The 23,174-nt window shown below is 66.4% G+C and carries 23 protein-coding genes; 15 read left to right on the forward strand and 8 right to left on the reverse strand.

The features are described from left to right. Positions 1 to 36: 36 nt before the first annotated feature. Positions 37 to 1,002 (forward strand): NAD(P)-dependent oxidoreductase, encoded by a 966-nt coding sequence (locus ACVILH_RS11140; RefSeq protein ID WP_456712933.1) that lies wholly within the window; start codon positions 37 to 39, stop codon positions 1,000 to 1,002. Here the strand turns inward: ACVILH_RS11140 and ACVILH_RS11145 are convergent. The 3 genes from ACVILH_RS11145 to ACVILH_RS11155 form a co-directional block, all read right to left on the reverse strand. After that, positions 999 to 2,321: a tetratricopeptide repeat protein gene (locus ACVILH_RS11145; protein WP_456712934.1), complete on the reverse strand. Its 1,323-nt coding sequence runs from the start codon at positions 2,319 to 2,321 to the stop codon at positions 999 to 1,001. The two genes, ACVILH_RS11140 and ACVILH_RS11145, sit on opposite strands and share 4 nt — an antisense overlap. A gap of 1 nt (position 2,322) precedes the next feature. Further along, complete coding sequence (locus ACVILH_RS11150) at positions 2,323 to 3,333, reverse strand: aldo/keto reductase (RefSeq protein WP_456712935.1); 1,011 nt, start codon at positions 3,331 to 3,333, stop codon at positions 2,323 to 2,325. Between the two features lie 197 nt (positions 3,334 to 3,530). Then, positions 3,531 to 3,953 carry a PaaI family thioesterase gene (locus ACVILH_RS11155; RefSeq protein WP_456712936.1) on the reverse strand — a complete coding sequence of 141 codons (423 nt, stop codon included), beginning with the start codon at positions 3,951 to 3,953 and terminating at the stop codon, positions 3,531 to 3,533. 80 nt (positions 3,954 to 4,033) lie between these two features. On the opposite strand from ACVILH_RS11155, the gene ACVILH_RS11160 reads away from it, so the two are divergent. After that, entirely contained in the window at positions 4,034 to 4,663 is a 630-nt protein-coding gene (locus tag ACVILH_RS11160; RefSeq protein WP_456712937.1) for an NUDIX hydrolase, read from the forward strand. A 25-nt stretch (positions 4,664 to 4,688) separates the two neighbouring features. Next, positions 4,689 to 5,864, forward strand: a complete 1,176-nt coding sequence (locus tag ACVILH_RS11165) for a hypothetical protein (protein WP_456712938.1) — start codon at positions 4,689 to 4,691, stop codon at positions 5,862 to 5,864. A 218-nt stretch (positions 5,865 to 6,082) separates the two neighbouring features. Here ACVILH_RS11165 and ACVILH_RS11170 read toward each other — a convergent pair whose 3' ends face one another. Next, on the reverse strand, positions 6,083 to 6,385 hold the full coding sequence (locus ACVILH_RS11170; RefSeq protein ID WP_456712939.1) for a hypothetical protein: 303 nt from the start codon (positions 6,383 to 6,385) through the stop codon (positions 6,083 to 6,085). A gap of 168 nt (positions 6,386 to 6,553) precedes the next feature. Here ACVILH_RS11170 and ACVILH_RS11175 point away from each other — a divergent pair, with 168 nt between their 5' ends. The 9 genes from ACVILH_RS11175 to ACVILH_RS11215 all read left to right on the forward strand — a co-directional run bounded on the left by ACVILH_RS11175 (position 6,554) and on the right by ACVILH_RS11215 (position 16,305). After that, complete coding sequence (locus ACVILH_RS11175) at positions 6,554 to 7,033, forward strand: hypothetical protein (RefSeq protein WP_456712940.1); 480 nt, start codon at positions 6,554 to 6,556, stop codon at positions 7,031 to 7,033. A 135-nt stretch (positions 7,034 to 7,168) separates the two neighbouring features. Further along, positions 7,169 to 8,131, forward strand: coding sequence for a TAXI family TRAP transporter solute-binding subunit (locus tag ACVILH_RS11180; RefSeq protein ID WP_456712941.1), 963 nt, complete (start codon positions 7,169 to 7,171; stop codon positions 8,129 to 8,131). A 153-nt stretch (positions 8,132 to 8,284) separates the two neighbouring features. Next, positions 8,285 to 10,378, forward strand: a complete 2,094-nt coding sequence (locus tag ACVILH_RS11185) for a TRAP transporter permease (RefSeq protein ID WP_456716945.1) — start codon at positions 8,285 to 8,287, stop codon at positions 10,376 to 10,378. After that, the gene (locus ACVILH_RS11190; RefSeq protein ID WP_456712942.1) at positions 10,375 to 10,749 is read left to right on the forward strand and encodes a DUF1850 domain-containing protein; all 375 of its coding nucleotides are present in this window, start codon (positions 10,375 to 10,377) and stop codon (positions 10,747 to 10,749) included. Before ACVILH_RS11185 ends, ACVILH_RS11190 begins: the two co-directional genes overlap by 4 nt. 18 nt (positions 10,750 to 10,767) lie before the next feature. Further along, a complete protein-coding gene (locus tag ACVILH_RS11195; RefSeq protein ID WP_456712943.1) occupies positions 10,768 to 11,568 on the forward strand; it encodes an SDR family NAD(P)-dependent oxidoreductase in 801 nt (266 codons plus the stop codon). Between the two features lie 70 nt (positions 11,569 to 11,638). Beyond that, positions 11,639 to 12,409, forward strand: coding sequence for a tetratricopeptide repeat protein (locus ACVILH_RS11200; protein ID WP_456712944.1), 771 nt, complete (start codon positions 11,639 to 11,641; stop codon positions 12,407 to 12,409). A 265-nt stretch (positions 12,410 to 12,674) separates the two neighbouring features. Continuing rightward, positions 12,675 to 14,579, forward strand: coding sequence for a propionyl-CoA synthetase (locus tag ACVILH_RS11205; protein ID WP_456712945.1), 1,905 nt, complete (start codon positions 12,675 to 12,677; stop codon positions 14,577 to 14,579). 527 nt (positions 14,580 to 15,106) lie between these two features. Continuing rightward, positions 15,107 to 15,379, forward strand: coding sequence for a hypothetical protein (locus ACVILH_RS11210; protein ID WP_456712946.1), 273 nt, complete (start codon positions 15,107 to 15,109; stop codon positions 15,377 to 15,379). Positions 15,380 to 15,573: 194 nt separating this feature from the next. After that, positions 15,574 to 16,305 carry an OmpW/AlkL family protein gene (locus tag ACVILH_RS11215; RefSeq protein ID WP_456712947.1) on the forward strand — a complete coding sequence of 244 codons (732 nt, stop codon included), beginning with the start codon at positions 15,574 to 15,576 and terminating at the stop codon, positions 16,303 to 16,305. A 297-nt stretch (positions 16,306 to 16,602) separates the two neighbouring features. Here the strand turns inward: ACVILH_RS11215 and ACVILH_RS11220 are convergent, their stop codons facing one another. Next, positions 16,603 to 17,298: a DUF1013 domain-containing protein gene (locus ACVILH_RS11220; RefSeq protein ID WP_009030002.1), complete on the reverse strand. Its 696-nt coding sequence runs from the start codon at positions 17,296 to 17,298 to the stop codon at positions 16,603 to 16,605. 267 nt (positions 17,299 to 17,565) lie between these two features. Here ACVILH_RS11220 and ispH point away from each other — a divergent pair, with 267 nt between their 5' ends. The 3 genes from ispH (at position 17,566) to rnhA (ending at position 20,115) form a co-directional block, all read left to right on the forward strand. Beyond that, positions 17,566 to 18,534, forward strand: a complete 969-nt coding sequence (gene ispH, locus ACVILH_RS11225; RefSeq protein WP_456712948.1) for a 4-hydroxy-3-methylbut-2-enyl diphosphate reductase — start codon at positions 17,566 to 17,568, stop codon at positions 18,532 to 18,534. 148 nt (positions 18,535 to 18,682) lie between these two features. Then, positions 18,683 to 19,654 (forward strand): homoserine kinase, encoded by a 972-nt coding sequence (locus ACVILH_RS11230; protein WP_456712949.1) that lies wholly within the window; start codon positions 18,683 to 18,685, stop codon positions 19,652 to 19,654. After that, on the forward strand, positions 19,645 to 20,115 hold the full coding sequence (gene rnhA / locus ACVILH_RS11235) for a ribonuclease HI (RefSeq protein WP_456716946.1): 471 nt from the start codon (positions 19,645 to 19,647) through the stop codon (positions 20,113 to 20,115). Before ACVILH_RS11230 ends, rnhA begins: the two co-directional genes overlap by 10 nt. 22 nt (positions 20,116 to 20,137) lie before the next feature. Here rnhA and ACVILH_RS11240 read toward each other — a convergent pair whose 3' ends face one another. From ACVILH_RS11240 to ACVILH_RS11250, 3 genes are read right to left on the reverse strand one after another with little or no spacing between them, the layout of a single operon-like run. Beyond that, positions 20,138 to 21,154: an HlyD family secretion protein gene (locus ACVILH_RS11240; RefSeq protein WP_456712950.1), complete on the reverse strand. Its 1,017-nt coding sequence runs from the start codon at positions 21,152 to 21,154 to the stop codon at positions 20,138 to 20,140. Further along, positions 21,151 to 21,870, reverse strand: coding sequence for an ABC transporter ATP-binding protein (locus ACVILH_RS11245; RefSeq protein WP_456712951.1), 720 nt, complete (start codon positions 21,868 to 21,870; stop codon positions 21,151 to 21,153). Before ACVILH_RS11245 ends, ACVILH_RS11240 begins: the two co-directional genes overlap by 4 nt. Continuing rightward, complete coding sequence (locus ACVILH_RS11250) at positions 21,867 to 23,000, reverse strand: ABC transporter permease (protein ID WP_456712952.1); 1,134 nt, start codon at positions 22,998 to 23,000, stop codon at positions 21,867 to 21,869. The genes ACVILH_RS11245 and ACVILH_RS11250 overlap by 4 nt, the downstream gene beginning before the upstream one ends. Positions 23,001 to 23,174 lie beyond the last annotated feature (174 nt).

Genomic DNA, 23,174 nt, shown 5'->3' on the forward strand with positions numbered 1-23,174 from the left:
GACGGATACCTTGATCAGCAGGACGAGGAGACGATAATGAGCACCACGCATTCGCTCGGCTGGATCGGCATGGGGCGCATGGGCTATCCGATGGCGGAGCGCCTGTTGAAGGCCGGCCACAAGGTGTCAGTCTTCAACCGCACGCGCGCCAAGGCCGAGCCGCTCGCGGTGAAAGGCGGCGTCATCGTCGATCGTCCAAGCGACCTCGCAGGATGCGACATCGTGTTTTCGATGGTGTCGACCGGAAAGGATCTCGAGCAGGTCTATTTCGGCGACAACGGCCTCGTTGCGTCGAGCGCGGGTCCGCGTCCGAAAATTCTGGTCGATTGCTCCTCGATCGGTGTCGAGCAGTCCGAGGCGATCGACGCCAAGCTGAAGCAGCTCGACTGTGCGTTCGTGCGCGCGCCGGTCTCGGGCAACGGCAAATGCGTCAAGGCCGGCAAGCTGTCGTCGGTGGTGTCAGGCCCGAGAGCCGCGTTCGACGCCATCGCGCCATATCTCGCCAAGATCGCCGTCTCCGGCGTGTCCTATGTCGGCGAGGGTGAGCTCGCGCGCATCTGCAAGATCGCGCACAACGTCTTCCTCGGCGTCGTGATCCAGAACCTCGCCGAGATTACGATTCTGGCGCAGAAGGCCGGCGTGCCACGGCATGCCTTCCTCGACTTCATGAACGCCAGCGTGATGGGCTCGACCTTCACCAAGTACAAGAGCAACGCGCTGGTCAATCTCGACTGGACCACGACCTTCACGCCGACGCTGTTGCGCAAAGACCTCGATCTCGGCCTGTCTGCCGCACGCCAGCTCGACGTCGCGATGCCAGTGACCGCGGCGACCCGCGAGGCGCTGCAGTCCCATGTCGGCGCTGCCTCGTTGCAATCCGATCCCGCCGCCTATCTGGAGAAGGATTTCGCCGCGCTGCTGGAGACCGTCGCGCTCGCCGCCGGCCTCAAGCTGCAGCCGGAGAACGTGCCGATGCCGACCGGCTTGGAGACGGAGGGTTAAGCTGGCCCAGACGCTGCCAACGCCCGCCAGCGCGTATCGCGTGCGGACGGGCGGCGGTGCAGGCGGGCATCGAGCAGCTCGCGTGCCTTGACCAGATCGCCGCTCCGGATCAGGGCCAGGATGTAGGTGTCCTCGATCACCTCGCGCTGGGCGTGGCTGCCGCCGATGCGGGCGAGATCGCCGATCACGGGCGCAAGCTCGCGCGCGCAAGAGCGCCAATTCTCTTCGGCGAAGGCCCGTAGCGCGCGCAGCATATTCGGCACGATGGGTCCCGCCGGCAGCTTGGCCTCGAGCTGTCGCCGCTCGATGGCGGCGAGACGTCCCTTGAGCGCCGCCGTATCCTTGGTGGCCGCGCCGATCATCATCAGGTGCATCTCGACGAAGGCAAGCGTCGAGCCAGTGAAACGCGGGCTTGCATAGGCGGCAAATTCCGCCCACGCCCCGTCGGGCAGGGGGTCGTCCTCCGCCATCAGCCGCCACAGCAGCGAGGCGCAATCAGACAGCGTATTGAGCGGCGGCGCCGTGTCCATCGTCGGCACCAGCACGTCGGTGTAGACGGCGAGCGCCTTGGCGGCGTCGCCGCGATCCAGCGCGCCCAGCGCCTGATGCCAGCAGATATGACCGTGCAGCATGCCGGTGCGGTCATAGCCGCCGATCCAGTCGTCGACGAGCGCATCGGCCTCCTCATAGGCGCCGGCCTCGAACATCGCGTGCAGCAGCGCATGCACGGCATAGGCGTTGTGCCGGCGCAGCGCGAAGCTGCGCTCGGTGATCGCGCGGCCCTGCGCGACGTCACCGGCCTCGGTCAGCGCCCAGCCGTGGTTCGACAGGAACCACCAATCCTCGCCATAGGCGGCGGCAAAGCGGTCGCAGAGGTCGCGCCGGGCGGCGTCGTGGTCGCGCCGGCCGGAGAAGGCGAGCAGGCCAAAGGCGCCGAGCGGCAGCGCCATGATCATGGCATCGCGCGGCCAGCTCTCCAGATGGGCCAAGGTCGCGTTCAGCGCCTCGGTGCCGCGGCCCTCGATGACCAGCGCCAACGTCGCGATATGGCTCTGCTCGCGCTCCGTACCCCGCTTGGCGACGAGATCGCGGGCGCGCTTGATCGTCTGCAGCGCCGCTTCGCGCTGCATGTAGATCGCATGGATCCGGGCCCGCGCGGCATGCGCCAGCGCGAAATCGGGATCGAGCATGATCGCCCGCTCGAACGCATCCGTTGCGCCGGGCCAGAAGGCGAGCAGCAGATCCATGCCCTCACGATAAGCGGCCGCCGCGTCAGCGGACGCAGTCGAGAGCTGCAGGCCGTAGCGATCCTGCTCCATGTCAGCCCACCCGTGGCCTGCGGCCTTCGATCGGATAGGCCGGATCGTTGTAGCCGGGCGTCGACGCGTGTCCGGTGACGACGAGACGGTCGATCAGCGCCTCGTCGTCGGCGGCGAAGGGATAGTCGAGCGCGCGGATGTAGTCGTCCCACTGCGCCTCGGTGCGCGGCCCCGCGATCACCGAGCTGATGAAGGCGGAGTTCAGCACCCATGACACGGCGAACTGGCCGGGCGTAAAGCCCTTGGTCTCGGCGTGGCGCTTGATCTCCTGCGCCAGCTTCAACGATTCCGGCCGCCACTCGGTCTGCATCATCCTGGTATCGTTACGGCCGGCGCGCGTCTCCTTGTCCGGCGGCGCATCTGGATTGTACTTCGCCGTCAGCACGCCGCGCGCCAGCGGGCTGTAGGGCACGACGCCCAGGCCGTAATAGCCGCAAGCCGGAAGATGCTCGACCTCCGGCATGCGGTTCATCGCGTTGTAATAGGGTTGGCTGACCACGGGACGGTCGATGCCCATGCCGTCGCAGAGATTGCAGATCTCGGCGACGCGCCAGGCGCGGTAGTTGGAGACACCGAAATAGCGGATCTTGCCGGCGCGCAGGAGGTCGCCCATCGCGCGCACGGTCTCCGCCAGCGGCGTCGCGTGGTCCTCCTTGTGCAGGTAGTAGATGTCGATGTGGCCGGTGCCGAGCCGCTTCAGGCTTTCATCGGCTGCCTGCAGCACCCAGCGCCGCGACAGGCCGGCGCGGTTCGGATCATCGCCCATCGGATTGGCAAGCTTGGTCGCGACGATCCAGCGGTCGCGCTCCCGGGCGATCGCACGGCCAACGACCTCTTCCGAGGCGCCCTTGTTGTAGGCATCGGCGGTGTCGATGAAGTTGATGCCGGCATCGCGCGCTTTGGCGATAATGCGGCCCGAGGTCGGCTCGTCGGTCGGGCCGCCGAACATCATCGTGCCCAAGCAGATCGGCGACACTTTCAGGCCGGAACGGCCGAGCTGGCGATATTGCATTCTTGCCTCATTTCAAACCATCACCGCCCGCGGACGGGGTGGGCAGGATAGCTCGCTCAGCCCGCCATTGCGAGCGCAGCGACGCAATCCAGGGCGGAACGCGCGACTCTGGATTGCCTCGTCGCGGAGCCGGTCATCGGGCCACGCTTTGCGCGGACCCGTTGGCTCCTCGCAATGACGCTGGAGAGAGCCGGGGCTCACTCGCTCTTCAGGATCTTGAACACGCCGGAGGCCATTGCGATCACGCGATCGGCGGCCGTGACCTCGGTGGTGATGAACACCAGGCTGCGGGTGATCCGCACCACATGTGGCCGCGACACCAGGGTCTCGCCGATCTTGCCGGCTTCGACGAAATGCGTGTCGAACTGGATCGTCGCCATGTGCTCCTTGCCGGCGGCGTAGCGGGCGGTCATGCCACAGCTCCGATCGGCGAGCGTCATGATCACGCCGCCCTGGACCAGGCCGCGGCGATTGTGGTGCTTGTCCTCGGTGACAACAGCGTACTCAAGGACGCCGTTGACGACCCGCTGCCACAAGGGGCCGATCAGATGCAGGAAGCCGGAGGTGTCGACGATCTCCCAGCCGTCCGACTTCATCTTCGCCGCGGCTGATTTGGTCATGTCGGATACCCCCTCGGTCGATGCCGCAGGCCGGCACGTGATCGTTTCATCCGCTGCGGGGCTGGTGTAGTCAAGCTGGCATGGCCATGCCGTTCGACGATGCCACACGACGGAAAATCGCGACCTGCTGCGCGGGCTTCGCGCGGCTCGACACGATGGCGGAGACGCCAACGCTGAAGCGCGCCGCCGTCGCGATCGCGCTGGCCCCGCATGATGTCACCGGCGCCACCACGCTGCTGCTGACCCTGCGGGCATCCGGCCTCCGCAGCCATGGCGGCCAGTGGGCGCTGCCGGGCGGGCGCTGCGACGCTGGCGAGACGGCGGTCGAGGGTGCCCTGCGCGAGTTGGACGAAGAGCTCGGGCTGATGCTCGCAGCCGACGCCGTGCTCGGCCTGCTCGACGATTACCCGACGCGCTCCGGCTATCTGATTACCCCCGTCGTCGTCTGGGCGGCGAATGGCCGCACGCTGCGGCCCAATCCGGACGAGGTCGCCTCGGTCCATCGGATCGGACTCGATTCCATCACTGCGGATGATGCGTTCGATTTCACCGCGATCCCGGAGAGCACGCGCCGCGTGATCCGCTTTCATGCCCGCGAGGGCCTGATCCATGCGCCAACGGCCGCCTTGATCTATCAGTTCCGCGAGGTGCTGGCCGGCCGCGACACCCGCGTCCACGAGCTGGAACAGCCGGTGTTTGCCTGGAAGTAACCACTGTTTCGGCTACAAGAGCGGCATGCTGCATCAGCCGATTCGCAAGCTTGCCGTAATTCTCGCCTGCGTCGTCGCGGGCGCACCGCCTTTGCTGGCCGGGGAACCCGGTCCCGCCGCTCGCGATGCCTTTGCGCAGATGGCCTCGCCGGCCGCCATTGCCGAGTACCAGCGTAAGCTCGCCGAATACCAGCAGGCGCGGGCGGAGTTCGATCAGGAGGCCGGCGCCTATTGGAAGGCGATTTCCGACAAGCGTCGCATCCGCAATGCCAAGCGCCGCGACCGTCAGCCGATCGGGCTCGACGATTACGTGCTGGAGCAGCCGCCGGTCTACACCGGGCCGAAGCGCCCGGTGAATCCCGAGCCGGAGCCGGAGGGCGAGCCGCGCGAGCGCAAATACATTCCTGTCGTGGCCGATCTCCTGAAGGCGGCGCAGGAGCATTTCCAATGGTCGCCGCAGCGGCCGACCAACGACTTAGATTTCAAGCGCGCTTATGCCCGCTTCGCCGCGGCCTCGGGACTCACCCGCGAGCAGGCGGTCCGCGTCTATTCCTTCGAGACCGGCGGCAACGGTCGCCACGACTCGCAATCCGGCTTCAAGGGCAATCGCGCGATCTCGACCGCGATCGGCTACAATCAGCTGCTCACGACCAACACGGTCGAGCTGCTCGCGGAGCAGGGGCCGTTGTTCATCCGCCTGCTCGGCGAACGCGTGGCGCAGACCTCGGGTCCGTCGCGCGGCGCGATGGAGCACAAGCTCGCCGTCTTGAAGAAGATGGTCGCGATCGCGCGGTCGGTGCCGGACGAATGGTCGGCGCATGAGAAGATCGGCAAGACCGAGCAGGGCTGGGCGATGCATGCGATGGTGCTCGACATCGATGTCGGGCCGATGCTGCAGACCCACAAGCTGCTGACGTCCGTGCTGTTCGCGCGCGCCAAGGGCTACACAAGGCCGCTGTCGGCCGCCGAGCTCGAGATGATGAACCTGACCGGCGACGGCACCGGCTTCGACATGGTGACGATGCCGCAGGAGATGCGCGACCAGGTCCCGACCGCCAACTTCTTCCAGCGCGGCGGCTATGAGCGCAATCCCGTCGCCGTCCGCCACAACACTGTAGCCAAGCTGCTCGCGGTGACCGATTCCAGGATGGACTCGCTCAGCAGCCTGCCCGGCGCCAAGGAGCTGGCGGCCGCGTTCTGAGCGGCGGACCCTCGCTTGAGTGGGTGAGAGCGCGCTCGCGCCACATCCACAGCCGTCGTCCCGGCGAACGCCGGGACCCATAACCACAGGGCGTCGTGATTGCGGCGAACGGGGCTCCAGCGTGCTCACTAACTGAGGGCGGTGGCTATGGGTCCCGGCTCGGAGGCCGGGACGACGCCGTTGATGTGGCGCGCTCGTGCTGCATCAGGTTGGCGAACTCACTCGTCGGCGCCGAACGAGAAGCTGCCGTCGCCTTCGAGATACGGCGCCGTGCGCATATAGAGCTGGCCGTTCTGGCCGATAAAGAACAGCGTGCCCTTCGGCACCTTCTTGGCGCCCTTCAGCAGCATATCGGCGTTCTTGGTGCCCATCTTGTAGGCCAGCGTCTTGCCGTCCTTGCCATAGGCGTAGCCCATGTCGGGCTTGAGATCCCACGGCTCGGGCGGCGCCGCGCGGGCTGCGCCTGCCAGTGCGCACAGCGCTCCCAGGGTCATCAGGGCTTTTAGAACCGGGCTCGTCATATCCTCCTCCACTTCCCAATTATCTTGAACAAATCACGAACGTGATTGCGAGGTCAACGCCGTCAGCGCGCGGGGGCGCCCGACGGAATTTCCATTCGCCGATCTCGCGATTATCCTGCAGCGTGGTTTAGAAACAAATGCCAACAAAACGATTTGGGGATGATTCGGATGAGCCTCGTCACGAAGTTCGGTTGGGGTGCGGCGCTGTCGCTGGTGATGCTGGCGTCCGCCGCCCGGGCCGACGACTTCAAGTTGTCCAACAACCAGCGCATCGCCTGCAGCCGTGGCCTGTCCGCCGGCAAGCTCAACACCGCCGTCTGCAAGTCCTACGCCTATCTCTTCAACGCGAAGACGTCGGAGTATTTCCGCTGCCAGGTGTCGCTGTCGCTGACCCGGGACAACAAGGAGGTCCTGAACGTCCAGACGGATGGTAGCTGCACCCGGAAGCCGCGCGTGTTCGACACCGAGTCGAAATACGAGTTCGACGCCACCGAGACCGAGCCGGCGAACACCAATTCCTTCTTCGGCAATGGCGGCTATTCGATCTGGGTGGCGGACACCACTCAGCAGAAGCTGCGCGGCTGCATCACGATCTCCTCGGGCCTCGGCTCCGACATCTCCAAATGCGTCGAGATGACCTTCCAATGAGCCGCCCGGCTTGATGGCGCGGCGCCCCGGTGCGGCCCCCGAGCAGCCGCGCCATGCGCCGCAGCCAGTCTTTCGGATGGGTTGACCCCGCGGCTGCATCCGTCCAATTTGCCGGCAAAATCAATGGGAGGACCGATGCGTTTCCTTAAATTGTCGTGCACTGCAACCGGATTGTTCCTGGCCGCCGCCTGTCTGCTCGCGGCCCCCGCGGCACAGGCGCAGAGCTTCATCAACGTGCTCACCGGCGGCACCTCGGGCGTGTATTATCCGCTCGGCGTCGCGATCGGGAAGATCTACGGCGACAAGATCCCGAACGTGAAGACCCAGGTGCAGGCGACCAAGGCCTCGGTCGAGAACCTGATCCTGCTGCAGCAGGGCCGCGGCGAGCTCGCCTTCGCGCTCGGCGATTCCTTGAAATCCGCCTGGAACGGCGAGGAGGAGGCCGGCTTCAAGACCAAGCTGGACAAGCTGCGCACGCTCGGCGCGATCTATCCGAACTACATTCAGATCGTCGCGACGGCGGAGTCCGGCATCAAGACCCTGGCGGACCTCAGGGGCAAGAGCCTGTCGGTCGGCGCGCCGAAGTCCGGCACGGAGCTGAACTCGCGCGCGATCCTGGCCGCAGCCGGCATGAGCTACAAGGATCTCGGCAAGGTCGAGTATCTGCCGTTCGCGGAATCAGTCGACCTGATGAAGAACCGGCAGCTCGGCGCGACTTTGCAGTCCGCGGGCCTCGGCGTCGCCTCGCTGAAGGACCTGTCGACCTCGTCGCCGATCACCGTGGTGTCGGTGCCGAAGGAGGTCGTCGACAAGATCGGCGCGCCGTTCGTGGCTGCGACGATCCCGGCCAACACCTATACCGGCCAGGACAAGGACGTGCCGACCGCGGCGGTGATCAACTATCTCGTCACCAGCTCGGCGGTGTCCGACGATCTCGCCTACCAGATGACCAAGCTGATCTTCGACTCGCTGCCCGAGCTCGCCAACGCGCATGCCGCCGGCAAGGAGATCAAGCTGGAGACGGCGGCGCAGGATAGCCCCGTCCCGCTGCATCCGGGCGCGATCCGCTACTACAAGGAAAAGGGCGTCCTGAAATAAGGGCGCTGCGCGGCCGGACCGCGCGGCGGGCCGGCTCGTTTGCATCCGACTGCGCGGGAAGCCTCCCGCGCAGTCTTGTCGTTGAAGCGGGACGCCAAGGGCCGGCCGGGTTCGCGGCGCGCTGGGGGAATCATGACGATCGAAGCCGTGAACATGGAAACGCCCGTGAAGGTCGAGTTCGACAATTTCGAGCACGGCTTCCCGGAAGGTTTTGGCCCCGGCCGCTGGGGCTATCTCGCCTATGGCATCGGTCTCGCTTTCGCGCTGTTCCAGCTCTATGTCGCCGCCTTCAACTATCTGCCGAGCCAGGTCGTGCGCGGCGTCCATGTCGGCTTCCTGCTGCTGCTGACCTTCGGCCTGATCGGCAATTTCACCGCCAAGACGGATGCCGGGCGCATCGCCGGCTGGGCGATCGGCGCCATGGGCTTCCTGTGCGGTCTGTATCAGTGGATCTTCTACGCCGACCTGATCGCCCGGGACGGTGATCCCACGCGCGCCGATCTCGTGGTCGGAACATTGCTCGCCGTGCTCATCTTCGAGGGCACGCGCCGGCTGATGGGCCTGGCGCTGCCGCTGATGTGCGGCGCTTGTCTCTTGTACTGGTTCTTCGGCCAATACCTGCCGGCGCCGCTCAACCATCGCGGCTATGATTTCGACCAGGTCATCACGCATTTGTCGTTCGGCACCGAAGGCTTCTACGGCGTGCCGATCTACGTCTCGGCGACCTACATCTTCCTGTTCATCCTGTTCGGCTCGTTCCTCGAACATGCGGGGATGATCCAACTGTTCACCGACGTCTCGCTCGGACTGTTCGGCCGCACCCGCGGCGGTCCGGCCAAGGTCGCGGTGTTCGCCTCGGGCATGATGGGCACGATCTCCGGCTCGGGCGTCGCCAATGTCGTCACCGTCGGCCAGTTCACGATTCCCTTGATGATCCGGTTCGGCTACCGCCGCGCCTTCGCGGCCGGCGTCGAGGCGACGGCGTCGATGGGCGGGCAGATCATGCCGCCGGTGATGGGCGCGGTCGCCTTCATCATGGCCGAGACGCTCGGCGTGGACTACTCGGTGATCGTCAAGGCCGCCGTCATTCCGGCGATCCTCTACTTTGCTTCCGCGTTCTGGATGGTCCACCTGGAGGCCGGCAAGCACGGCCTCACCGGCATGAAGCCGTCGGAGATTCCGAGCGCCTGGAAGGCCCTGGTGGCGCGCTGGTACCTCGTGCTGCCGCTCGCCGCTCTCGTCTACATGCTGTTCGAGGGCTTCACGCCGCTCTATGCGGGCTCGATGGGGTTGGCGCTCACCGTGGCGCTGATCCTCGGCACATCGATCACGATGGGCTTCTCCAACCAGGTGCTGCGCTACGTGTTCTGGATCGGGCTCGCGCTGGTGGTCGGTGCGCTCTCGCGCAACGGTCTTCAGATCGTGCCGGTCGCCTCCGTGGTGGTTGCGCTGGTCGTCATCACTGCGTTCGTTCGCGGCGGCATGGCCACGCTGCACGCCTGCCGCGATTCGCTCGCCGAAAGCGCCAAGTCGGCGCTCACCGTCGGCATGGCCTGCGCCATCGTCGGCGTCATCATCGGCATGATGACCCAGACCGGCGTCGGCTCGATCTTCGGCAGCTGGGTGATTGGCCTCGGCAAGACCAGCCTGTTCGCGGCGCTGATCATGACCATGCTGCTGTCGATCCTGCTCGGCACCGGCATTCCGACCATCCCGACCTACATCATCACCGCCGCGCTGGCGGCGCCCGCGCTCGCCAAGCTCGGCGTGCCCCTGATTGCGAGCCACATGTTCGCGTTCTATTACGGCATCATGGCCGACCTCTCGCCGCCGGTGGCGCTGGCCGCGCTCGCCGCCGCGCCGATCGCCAAGGAGAATCCGGACAAGATCGGCTGGGAGGCGATGCGGATCGCGCTGGCCGGCTACGTCATCCCCTTCATCTTCGTCTATTCGCCGGCGCTGATGCTGCAAGCCGGCGATCCGATGGAGGCGCAGCTCGGCTTCCTCGGGGCGGTGACCTACGCCACCGTGAAGGCACTGATCGCGATCGGGCTGTTCGGCATGGTCGCGATCGGCTTCCTGTTCACGCGCATGATGCTGGTGGAGCGCGTCCTGTCGCTGGTGGCCTCGATCTGCCTGCTCGGCGAGTTCCCGTACAGCGACGCGCTGGGCTTCACGCTCGCCGTCCTGATCGTCGCCTGGCAGTGGCGGCAGCGGCCGCCGGCGGCCGTGGTGGCCTCCGCTTGAGCCTCTGTCTCGCGACGTCAGGCGTGGTGAAGGCGCTGGCGCTGGCCGGCTTCACTTTGGCCTGGACCCATTCGGTCGAGAAGACCGGGTGGCAGGAGGATTGGCGCGTCACGGAAGACGGTCTGCAACTGGTCCAGGCGCGGGTGAAAGGCTCCGGTGCCGGCATGGACCCGCCGCCGGAGGCGCGGCTGGTCGACGGCTGGTATCAATGGTCTGTCGAGCGCGAGCCGCTGTCGCGGATCGTGCTCGCAAATTCCGGCGCGGCCGGCGAATGGCGGATCTGCTCGGACGGACAATGCCGCACGATCTCGGAGATCTTCGGCCATGACATCGGCGCCGCCACGATCACGATGAGCGCCTGCAACAAATAGAACAACGGGGAGAACGCGATGGGACGTCTCGAGGGCAAGGTGGCGCTGGTGGTCGGCGCCGGCTCGATCGGACCGGGCTGGGGCAACGGCAAGGCGACCGCGGTGACCTTCGCGCGGCAGGGCGCAAAAGTGTTCTGCGTCGATCGCAACAAGGAAGCCGCGGCCGAGACGGCGGCGATCATTGCTGGCGAGGGCGGTCAGGCCACGGCCTACACGGCTGAGGTTTCGAAAGCGGCCGAGGTCGAGGCGATGGTCAAGGCATGCCTTGCGGCCTATGGCCGCATCGACGTGCTCGACAACAATGTCGGCATCGCCGAGATGGGCAGCGTGGTCGATGTCGAGGAGGCAGAATGGGACCGCGTGTTCGCGGTCAACCTCAAGAGCGCCTATCTCGCGATGAAGCACGTCATTCCCGTCATGACCGGGCAGGGCGGCGGCTCCATCATCAACATCTCCTCGGTCGCCTCGATCCGCCAGGTCGGCATCTCCTATGTCAGCTACGGCGCGAGCAAGGCGGCGATGAACCAGATGACGCGCACGACCGCGGTCGAGTTCGCGCCGAAGCACGTTCGCGTCAATGCGATCCTGCCCGGCCTGATGAAGACGCCGATGGTCGAGCACTCCGCGGGCCTCGCCGCGAGCTACGCCAAGGGCGATGTCGAGGAGATGTGGAAGAAGCGCGATGCGCAGGTGCCGATGGGCCACATGGGCGACGCCTTCGACGTCGCCAACGCCGCGCTCTTCCTGGCCTCCGATGAATCGAAATACGTCACGGGCATCACGCTGGTGGTCGACGGCGGGCTCACCTGCCGCAGCTAGCCTAGGCGGATTGCATCACGGCGCCGGCTGCGTCATATCCGTGCAGGGGCGATTTGATCCGGATGTGACGATGCAGCCAAGCCGCCTGGGAGCGGTCATCCTGACCATGCTGACAGCCTGGTCGGTCCTGCTGGCCGTCGAGGCCCATGCCGTCGGCGCGGCCGAGCCGGCCAAGGAGCCGGCGGTCGATGCGAGCGCCTGCATCGCTGCGTCCGAGGCGCGCGACGGCGACAAGGTGCTCACCGAATGCGGGGCGCTGATCGACAACCCCAAGGCTCCGAAGAGCGATCGCATCAATGCGCTGATCGCGCGCGCCTCGATCTTCATCGTCAGGGGAGAGGCCGATCGCGCCATCGCCGACTATGGCGTCGCCCTGCAGCTCGATCCGACGCTCGCCAACATCTTCAACGCGCGAGGCGAGCTGTATCGGAAGAAGGGCGACCGCCCCAAAGCGCTGGCCGATTTCGCCGCGGCGCTGCGGCTCAACCCGGACCACGTCGCCGCGCGCAGCAACTATCATGACCTCGCCGTCGAGCTCGAGCGTCTCGGCGCGCAAATGGCGGTCGCCGGTCGGCCGAGCTTCAATTGCGCGACGGCGCGGCGCGCGGTGGAGAAGGCGATCTGCGCCGATCCGGAACTCGCCAATCTCGATCGCGAGATCGACGGCTCGCATGCACGGCTCGTTCGCGAGGCGCCGGGGCCGGCGGCGGCCCGTGCGCGGCAGCGTGAGCAGGACGCCTTCATCGCGCGGCGCAATGCTGATTTTGGCCGAAACGGCTATAATCTGAAAAGATCGATGCAGGATCGCCTGCGACAATTGAACGGCCCCGACGGCTACTAGCCACTGCCGCCAACGCGAAGCGCCGGATCGGTACGCGCAATGCTCCCGCCTGCAGACGGCGACGCGCGACGGGGGATTCAGTGCTGGTGCTCTGTCCCTCGGACTGGCTACGACCTTTGTCTAGGCGGCGCCCCGCCTCGTTTTCCGCGTCGGAAAATGATCGGCCCTCACGCTGCCGGCTGATCTGGATCAATTCATGACGGCTTGAACTGTCGCTTTGTCCCGGACAATAGTCGGGAATAAACACAGATCTTGGGGAAACGTCATGAGCGCTGCGAGCCGCTATCACGAGGTCCATGCCCGGTCGCTGCAGGATCCGGAAGGGTTCTGGGCCGAGGCCGCCCGCGCGATCGACTGGATCGAGCCGGCCAAGAAGGTGTTCGATCCGTCGATGGGGGCCTATGGCCGGTGGTTTGCCGGCGCCGTGGTCAATACCTGCTACAACGCGCTCGATCGCCACGTCGCCGCCGGCCGCGGCGAGCAGCTGGCGCTGATCCATGATTCGCCGCTGACGAACTCCGTCACGCGGATCACCTACGCCGAGATGCTGAAGGAGGTGCAGACGCTCGCCGCCATCATGCAGGATTTCGGCGTGGCCAAGGGCGACCGCGTCATCCTCTATATGCCGATGGTGCCGGAGGCGATGGTCGCGATGCTCGCCTGCGCGCGCATCGGCGCGGTGCATTCGGTGGTGTTCGGCGGCTTCGCGGCCAAGGAGCTCGCGACCCGCATCGACGACGCGACGCCGAAGCTCGTGCTGTCGGCGAGCTGCGGCATCGAGCCCGGCCGCATCGTGCAATACAAGCCGCTGCTCGACCAGGCGATCGAGCTGGCCGACTACAGGCCGAAGGCCTGCATCATCCTGCAGCGCCCCGAGCATGTCTGCGAGCTCAAGCCCGGCCGCGACTACGATTGGGCGGCGCTGCGCAAATCCGCGCTCGCCAACGGCAAGCTCGCGCCTTGCGTGCCCGTGCTCGCGACCGATCCGCTCTATATCCTCTACACCTCAGGCACCACCGGCAAGCCGAAGGGCGTCGTGCGCGACAATGGCGGGCATCTCGTCGCGCTGAAATGGTCGATGGAGAATCTCTACGGCATCAAGCCGGGCGAAGTCTGGTGGTGCGGCTCCGACATCGGATGGGTCGTCGGCCACAGCTACATCATCTACGGGCCGCTGATCCATGGCGCGACCTCGGTGATGTATGAGGGCAAGCCGGTCGGCACGCCCGATGCCGGCGCGTTCTGGCGCGTCATCGCGGACCACAAGGCGGTGGCACTGTTCACCGCGCCCACCGCCTTCCGCGCCATCCGCAAGGAGGATCCGGACGGCACGCTGCTGCGCAAATATGATCTGTCGCAGTTCCGCACGCTGTTCCTGGCCGGCGAGCGCGCCGATCCGCCGACGGTGGAATGGGCCGAGCAGCAGCTCAAGGTGCCGGTGATCGACCATTGGTGGCAGACCGAGACCGGCTGGTGCATCGCCGGCAATCCGGTCGGCCTCGGTCTCTTGCCGGTCAAGCATGGCTCGCCGACGGTGCCGATGCCGGGCTATCAGGTCGACATCGTCGACGAGGCAGCGAAGCCCGTGCCCGTCAACACCATGGGCTCGATCGTGATCAAGCTGCCGATGCCGCCGGGCTGCCTGCCGACACTTTGGCAGCAGGAGGATCGCTTCAAGGAATCCTACCTCAGCGAATTCCCCGGCTACTACAAAACCTCCGACGCCGGCTACAAGGACGAGGACGGCTACGTCTTCGTGATGGGACGCACCGACGATATCATCAACGTCGCCGGGCACCGCCTCTCGACCGGCGGCATGGAGGAGATCCTGGCGTCGCATCCCGATGTCGCGGAGTGTGCCGTGCTCGGCATCAAGGATGCGATCAAGGGCGAGGTGCCCTGCGGCTTCATCGTGCTGAAGGCCGGCGTCTCACGCAGCCCGTCGGTGATCGAGAAGGAGATCGTGGCGCTGGTGCGCGACAAGCTCGGTCCCGTGGCGGCGTTCAAGCTCGCCATCACCGTCGGCCGGCTGCCGAAGACGCGCTCCGGCAAGATCCTGCGCGGCACCATCAAGAAGATCGCCGACGGCGAGCAGTGGAGCATGCCGGCCACGATCGAGGACCCCAAGGTGCTCGAGGAGATCGGCGAGGCGCTGAAGAGCCGGGTGTAGCGTTGCGCTGCTCATCGTCGTGGCGTGGCTCGCGCTCCACCCTCGCCATGAACACGCCTTTCGGCGTGTTCATGGTCGGTGTGCAGGACCCCCTTCGGTGCCAGAACCTCATGGTGAGGAGCGCCGTAAGGCGCGTCTCGAACCATGAGGCCACAGTGCGGCCTCGCCCGAGACGCCCGCCTCCGGCGGGCGCCTCTGGGTGAGGAGCCGAGATGCGCCTAGACATTGGACATCGCTTCCTGAGAGGACTCTGCGCCCTCCACATGCGCGCGCCAGCCTCTCCCCGCGTGCGGGGAGAGGCCGGATTGCATCGCAGATGCAATCCGGGTGAGGGGGGCTCTCCGCACGGTCGGTGCTCGTGGCTGCCCCTCACCCCAACCCTCTCCCCGTGAAGAACGGGGAGAGGGAGCGCACCGACATCCCCGCGCCGACATTCCTTCTGCCTCATCCACCCGGGCTTGACCCCGGCCTCCATTGCCGTCAAGCAACGGCTTCGGACTGCCCGATTGACGAGAATGGACCGCTCGATGCGACAGACCTCCGCCCGCTTCGCCCTGGTGCTGATGGCCGCGCTTTCGCTCACCGCCTGCGCCTCCCGGAATCAGGGCGCCGCGGTGGCGCTCGGCAATGATGATGACGATGCGGTCTGCCAGGCCGGCGGCAAGGTTGCGCCGGGCTCCTCGGAGTATGTCGCCTGTCGCAAGGATCGCGACGTGCAGCGGCAGCGCGCCGAGGCGCGCGCCGATCGCCGGCAGCGCGATCTCGGCGAATACATGATGAACCATCCCGATCGCCCCTGAGCGCGACTGCAACCGCCTCTCATGGCGCGTGTCGCCAATGCAACAGTTTGGCGACATCGGCGCTGCAACAACGCCGATTGATTGAGATCAAATCCAACGCGATGGCGTCCCTGCCACATCTGTGACCGCAAGAGCGCGGCTGGCCTGCGCGAATTGAGCGGAAGTGCAGCTCAAGTGTGGCTATGGGGACCTCGATGAATAGAACCTTCCAACTCTCGTCTTCGATGCTGGTGCTGGCGGCGATCTGCGGAGCGATGGGCTCTGCGCGGGCAGCCGACCTGCCGGCCGCGCCGGTCTATGCCAAGGCGCCGGTGGTCGAAGCCTGGAATCCCTGGATGATCCGCGTTCGCGCGCTCGGCGTGCTGCCGGATGCCGGGGGGTCCAGCGTGAACGTGACCGGTGTGCCGGCGCTGTCGTCGCCGAATTCGGGCCTGAAGATTTCCAATCAGGCCGTGCCCGAGCTCGACATCAGCTACTTCTTCACCAAGAACATCGCCGCCGAGCTGATCCTGGGCGTGACCCGCCACTCGATCAGCGGCACCGGCACGCTGGATGGCCTCAATATCGGCAAGGCCACGCTGCTGCCGCCTACGCTGACGCTGCAATATCACTTCACCGATTTCGGCGCCTTCAAGCCCTATATCGGCGCCGGCGTGAACTACACGGTGTTCTTCAACCAGAGCGCCGCCAACCAGGCGTTCAACGGTCTCGCCGTGACCAACCTGCACATCTCGAACCAATGGGGCGGCGCGGTCCAGTTCGGCTTCGACTACATGCTCGACAAGCATTGGGGCCTGAACGTCGACGTCAAGAAGCTGTGGCTGCAGCCGAACTATTCGGCCACCGTCAACGGCGCCATTCCGATCTCGGGACGCGCCAACATCGACCCGTGGCTGGTCGGCGCCGGCGTCACCTACAAGTTCTGATTGGTCGCGTTCCTCCCAAGACTATGATGGCGCCGGCATCCCCGGCGCCATTTTTTTGGGAGGTTTTCCGCTGCGACCCTATGAGTTTGACGGGAGCTCTCGCCTCCCCACCGCCGTCGTCCCGGCCTTGAGCCGGGACCCATACGCCGCAGCGGGAGTGAGGAACGAGGCGCTGAGTCACAACCGGCTGGGCCGTTACGCGAGCCGGTGGTTATGGGTCCCTGCGTTCGCAGGGACGACACCGAGAGTCGGGCGGGCGCCTGTGAATCGACCCGAGAAAAGGACGCTTCTTGCGTCCTACTCCTCGTCCTCGTCGTGCTTCTTGCCGCCGATGGTCTTGAGCTTGGCGAACACGGCGTCGACGTTGAGGTCGTCCTCGTCGCGGCCGGCGGGCTCGTACTCGTCCTTGCGGGTGGTCTCGGACGCCGGCAGCAGGGTGGCGCCGCTGTAATTGGCGTCGAGCGGCTTTTCCTTGGCGGCGCGCTGCACCTCGAAGTCCAGTTCGATCTGCGAGCACAGGCCCAGAGTTACCGGATCCATCGGCGTCAGCGTCTGAGCGTTCCAATGGGTGCGGTCGCGGACGCTGGCGATGGTGGTCTTGGTGGTGCCGACCAGGCGCATGATCTGCGCGTCCTTGAGCTCGGGATGGTTCCGCACCAGCCAGAGAATGGCGCTCGGGCGTTCATGGCGGCGCGACACCGGGGTGTAGCGCGGACCCTTGCGCTTCGGCTGCGGCGGCAGCACGACCTTGCTCTCCTGGAGCCGCAGGCGGTAATTCGGGTCGCGCTCGGCCTTCTCGATCTCCTCGCGGGTGAGCTGGCCGGTCGAGATCGGGTCCATGCCCTTGATGCCCTGGGCGGCGTCGCCGTCGGCAATGGCGCGTACCTCCAGCGGGTGCATCTTGGTAAAATCGGCGACCTGGTCGAAGGTCAGCGCGGTATTGTCGACCAGCCACACGGCAGTTGCCTTCGGCATCAGCGGGGCGTTGCTCATGGCAAATCTCCTTTGTGCTCCGCCCCGGTCCTGGGAGGCGAAACCTGCGGTCATCGGCGATGACGGGGAATTCGCCCTATATAAGCCGTCCCGGGGGCGGGGCGCAATGGCCTGGCGAAAACGGCCTTGACAGCGCTCGAAAGCAGTCCCAAGTCCTATTCAAACGAGTTCTAGCTCGAAGCCGTGACGTTTCGACCGCCCCCGCTTGCCGGCCCGGGGTGCCTCGGTCGCCGCAACAAGCCCGCACAGATCAGCTCAGACCCGCCCATGGCAGCCAAACCAGACCTGAAAATCGTGCTTTGCTCGCCGCGCGGCTTCTGCGCCGGCGTGGTCCGCGCCATCGACACCGTGGAACGGGCGCTCGCCATCTATGGCGCCCCGGTCTATGTCCGCCACGAGATCGTGCACAACAAATACGTCGTCGATAGCCTGAAGACCAAGGGCGCGATCTTCGTCGAGGAGCTGGCCGAGATCCCCGACAGTACCAACGCACCGGTGGTCTTTTCCGCCCATGGCGTGCCGAAATCGGTTCCGGCCGAGGCCCAGGCGCGCAATTTCTTCTCGCTCGACGCGACCTGCCCGCTGGTCACCAAGGTGCACCGCGAGGCCGCGATCCATTTCAAGCGCGGCCGCGAGATCCTGCTGATCGGTCATTCCCACCATCCGGAGGTGGTCGGCACCGTCGGCCAGCTCCCGCCGGGCGCCGTGACCCTGATCGAGACCGCCGAAGATGCCGCGACCTTCACCCCGAAGGACCCCAACAACCTCGCCTTCGTGACCCAGACCACGCTGTCGATCGACGATACCGCCGACATCGTCGCGGTGCTGAAGGGCCGTTTCCCGAACATCTCGGGCCCGCACAAGGAAGACATCTGCTACGCCACCACCAACCGCCAGCTGGCGGTGAAGAAGGTGGCGCCAGTGGTCGACGCGCTGATCGTGGTCGGCGCGCCAAACTCGTCGAACTCGCAGCGCCTGCGCGAGGTCGCCGAGCGCGAGGGCTGCCCGATTGCGGTGCTGGCCCAGCGCGCCTCGGACATCGACTGGACCCGCTTCGAGGGCATCAAGAGCCTCGGCATCACCGCCGGCGCCTCGGCCCCCGAGGTGATCGTCGAGGAGATCATGGGCGCGTTTGCCGAGCGCTACGTGCTGCATGTCGAGACCGTCTCGGCGGCCGAGGAGAACGAGTTCTTCCCGCTGCCGCGCTCGCTGCGTCCGGAAGCGGCTGCCGAGTAAATCGGCCGCCGTCTTTTCCACCCCTGGCGGCCCATCGGCCTTGAACGCGGCGTCCGCATGCGCGATGAAGGGCGCCAACGGGCCTGTCCGATGATGAAGTTCGCATCGGAAAGGCGGGGCAGGCGAACTTCGATCACTGGGATAGCGCATGGCGGTCTACACCGATGTCGCCGCCGACGAGCTTGCGGATTTCCTCAAGACCTACGACATCGGCGAGCTGCTCTCCTACAAGGGCATCGCCGAGGGCGTCGAGAACTCCAACTTCCTGCTGCACACGACCAAGGGCTCCTACATCCTCACGCTTTATGAGAAGCGCGTGGCGGTGGACGACCTGCCGTATTTCCTCGGCCTGATGGCGCATCTCGCCGAGCGCGGCGTCAGCTGTCCGCAGCCCGCGCGCAACCGCGACGGCGCGGTGTATTCCAGCCTGTCGGGCCGGCCGGCGGCGATCATCAACTTTCTCGAGGGCATGTGGCCGCGCAAGCCGAGCGTCGTGCATTGCGCCGGTGTCGGCGAGGCATTGGCCCGGATGCATCTCGCCGGCCGCGACTTCCCGATGGTGCGCAAGAACCCGCTCTCGGTGTCCGGCTGGCAGTCACTGTTCGCCCAGGCCGCCGATCGCGCCGATACGGTGCAGGCTGGACTTTCGGCGCTGCTGTCGACCGAGCTCGATCATCTCGCGCGCGCCTGGCCGATGCATCTGCCGGAAGGCGTCATTCACGCCGACCTGTTTCCGGACAACGTGTTCTTCCTTGGCGATCATTTGTCCGGGCTGATCGACTTCCCGTTCTCCTGCAACGACATCCTCGCCTATGACGTCGCGATCTGCCTGAACGCCTGGTGCTTCGAGGCCGATCATTCGCTCAACGTCACCAAGGCGCGCGCCTTCTTCAACGCCTATGGCCGTGCGCGGCCGCTGTCGGAGGCGGAGCTGGAGGCGCTGCCGCTGCTCGCGCGGGGTGCGGCGATCCGCTTCCTGCTGACGCGGCTGGTCGATTGGCTCAACGTGCCCGCGGGTGCGCTGGTGAAGCCGAAGGACCCGCTCGAATATGTCCGCAAGCTGCGCTTCCACCAGGGGGTGACGAGCGCGCGCGACTACGGCATTGGAGCATCGGCATGAGCGAGCTTCCGGTCGTCAGCATCTTCACCGACGGCGCCTGCTCGGGCAATCCCGGCCCCGGCGGCTGGGGCGCGATCCTGCGCTTCGGCGACAAGGAAAAAGAGCTCAAAGGCGGCGAGCCGCACACGACAAACAATCGCATGGAGCTGATGGCCGCGATCTCGGCGCTGGAGGCGCTGAAGAAGTCGTGCCAGGTCGAGCTCTACACCGACAGCCAATATGTCCGGCAGGGCATCACCGGCTGGATCCATGGCTGGAAGCGCAACGGCTGGAAGACCGCCGACAAGAAGCCGGTCAAGAACGCCGAGCTCTGGCAGCGCCTCGACGCCGCGCTGAAGCCGCACAAGGTCAATTGGCACTGGGTCAAGGGCCACGCCGGCCACCCCGAGAACGAACGCGCCGATCAGCTGGCGCGCGACGGGGTCGCAATGGCCAGGATGCAGAAGAACGTGCGGGGCTGATCAGCTCGTCGGCAGCCGTCCCTCACGGCTTGAAATAGACATCGACCTTCATGCCCACCGCGAACGGCCCGGGCTCGGCGAGATCCACCAGCACCTCGACCACATCCACGTCCGTCATGTTGCGCTGGCTGAGCGCCGCCGCGCGGCTGCTTTCCACCAGCGGCGCGACCGACGCGACCTTGCCGGCCACGTCACGGCCGCGGAAGGCGTCGGAGCGGACGACGGCCTGCTGGCCCGGCTTGATCTTGTCGAGGTCGCGCTGGTCGAGCTCGGCGCGCACCCGCAAGGACGACATGTCGCCGAGCAGCACCAGCGGCTGTGTTGATTGCGGCGCGGCGATCTCGCCGGCGCGCGCGTTGACCTGCAGCACGGTGCCGTCGAGCGGTGCGCGCAGCGTGAGCTTCTCCAAGCCGGCGCGCGCCGCCTGCAGCTCGCTGCGGGCGACATTGAGCTGGCCCTCGGCGCTGATCGGCAGCGGCGCGTCGGCGGTGATTTTGCGCAGTTCGTCGGTCTGCTGATCCAGCTTGGTCTGCGCGTTCGTGAGCTGTGTCCTGGTGGCCTCGACATCGCTATCGGCACCGCGCCCGGCGCGTCGCTCGGCGATCGCCTTGTCGAGCGCGATGCGGGCGTCGAACACCGCCGCCTGCGCATCAGCCACACCATCTTCGGCGCGTCGCCGTGGCCCGGCGCCGGATGGCGTCGATTCCTTGTTGCGCACGCGCTTGCGCATCGCGGCCTGCGCCTCGGCGCTGGCGAGCTGGGCGCGCGCCTCGGCGTCGGAGAGCCGCACCAGCGCCTGGCCGGCAAACACGGTGTCGCCGGGCTTCACCAGCACCTCCTGAATCGCGCCGACGACGGGCGCGCCGAGCTTGATCAGGCCGGAGGCCGGTTCGACGCGGCCGGGCGCGACCGCGAGCCAGCGCTCCTCCTGGGCGTTCGCGGCGCGCGCCTCCAAGATGACCCGTGGCGCGATCGCGAGCGCGGTCGACATGGCCAGCAGCAGCGCGACGGCATGGTGAGCGCGACCGGACTTGTTCATGCGTTCGAGACCTTCTTCATCGAGTCTGTCACAGCCTCCTCGCGGACGATCCGGCCATCCTCGATATGCACGACGCGGCTGGCGAACGGCAGGATGCGCGGATCATGTGTCACGACAAGAACGGCGCGCGACGGATCCTTGGCGATATCAGCGAGCAGCGTCATGATCGCCTGGCCGTTGGCGGTGTCGAGCGCGCCGGTCGGCTCATCAGCAAGGATCACCTGCGTCTTGCCGACGATCGCGCGCGCGATCGCGACGCGCTGCTGCTCGCCGCCGGAGAGCTCGCGCGGCAGCGATTTGCGCTTGTGGCCAAGGCCGACGGTGGCCAGCACCTCGCGTGAGGCCAGCTTGGCCGCCCGCGCGCGCCCGCCGCGGACGTCGAGCGCGAGCCGCACATTGTCCTCGGCATTGAGCGTCGGGAACAGATGATAGGACTGGAAGATGAAGCCGATGCGCTCGCGCCGGAGCTTTGCCAGCGCCTCCGCATCCAGTCCGGCGACGGCTTGGCCTGCGACCTTCACCGTGCCGGCATCCGGCGTCATCAGGCAGCCGAGGATCGACAGCAAGGTTGTTTTTCCGCTGCCCGAGGGGCCCATCAGCAGCACCAGCTCGCCGCCCTTCAACGCCAGACTCACGCCCTTCAGCGCCTGCACCCGGCCGGCGCCCTGGCCGAGGTAATGGACGAGATCGGTGGCCTCGAGCACGATGTCGCTCATCGCGAGAACACCATCGCCGGATCGATGCGCATCACCTTGACGATCGCCGCGATCGCCGAGCCCACGCACATCGTCACCGTCAGCAGGAACAGCGCCACCGTCAGCGCCGGCGTCATGATCACCGGCAGCGCCGACTCCGCGGTCGCGGCCGCGACGATCTTGCCGATGCCGGCGGCGCCGGCGAAGCCGACGATCGCGCTGAGCAGCGCCTGCCAGATGATGACCGTGTAGATGTAGCGGCTGGACGAGCCGATCGCGCGCAGGGTGGCGAATTCGTTGATGTGGTCCTTGGTGCTCGAATACAGCGTCTGCGCCACGATGACCGTGCCGACGATCACCCCGAGCAGCGCGCCGGCGAACAGCGCCGCGCCCGCGCCGGTGCCGAACAGCCAGAACGAGCGGCTGCGGTTGCGAAACTCCGCCGCGGTCAGCACCTCGACATTCCCCAGACTGTCGCGCAAGCCCTGCTGCACCTTCCAGAGATCGGCGTCGGGCGCCAAGCGAACCAGCAGATAGGAGGCCTTGCTCGGCGTCGTTCCCGTGTAGTTGCGCGCGCGCTCGACGTCGGTGAACACGTAAGGTGTGGTCGTGAACGAGCGGATGCCCTTGCTCACCGCCATCACCTGCACCTTGCGGTCGCGCAGCTCGGCGGTCTGCTCCACGCCTGAAATGCCGAGCCGCTCGAAATAGGTCTGGTCGATTGCGACCGCGCCGGGGACCGAGAGGTCGTCGAGGCGGCCCTCGACCACGTTCCACGGATGCAGGCCGAGCCCGCGGAGCTCCGAGCCGACGACGAACACCGGCGTCGTGGTGCCCTGCGGCAACCGCCATTGCGCATAGCCGATGACGAGGGGCGTGGCTTCCGCAACGCCGGGAACCGCGAGCGCCCGGAACCGCTGCCGCTCGTCGAGCAGCGAGGGATCCTCGAAACATTTGGTGCCGACCGGCATGATCCAGAGCTGCGCCGGGGCATGGTCGATCATCGTCGTGACCATGCGGCGGAAGCCGACATAGAGCCCCATCTGCACGGTCACCAGCACGATCGAAAAGATGATGCCGATGACGGTCGCGACGAAGCGCAGCCTGTCATGGAACAGGTTTCGCGACGCAAGCCTGAACTGCAACGACATGAACCAAAACCACCCGGCGGCCCCGGCGGCATTTCAGCCGGTTATGCCGGCGATGTCCACGCTGGATAGGGGGCGATTAGCTGTGGCGCTTTGTCATTCGTCGCGGTCGTGGCGTGGGGGACACGGGCAATGGGAGCCAATGGCCGTTCGTCACATTCGCTGTCGTCCCGGCCT

Source organism: Bradyrhizobium sp. USDA 4353 (assembly GCF_054063215.1).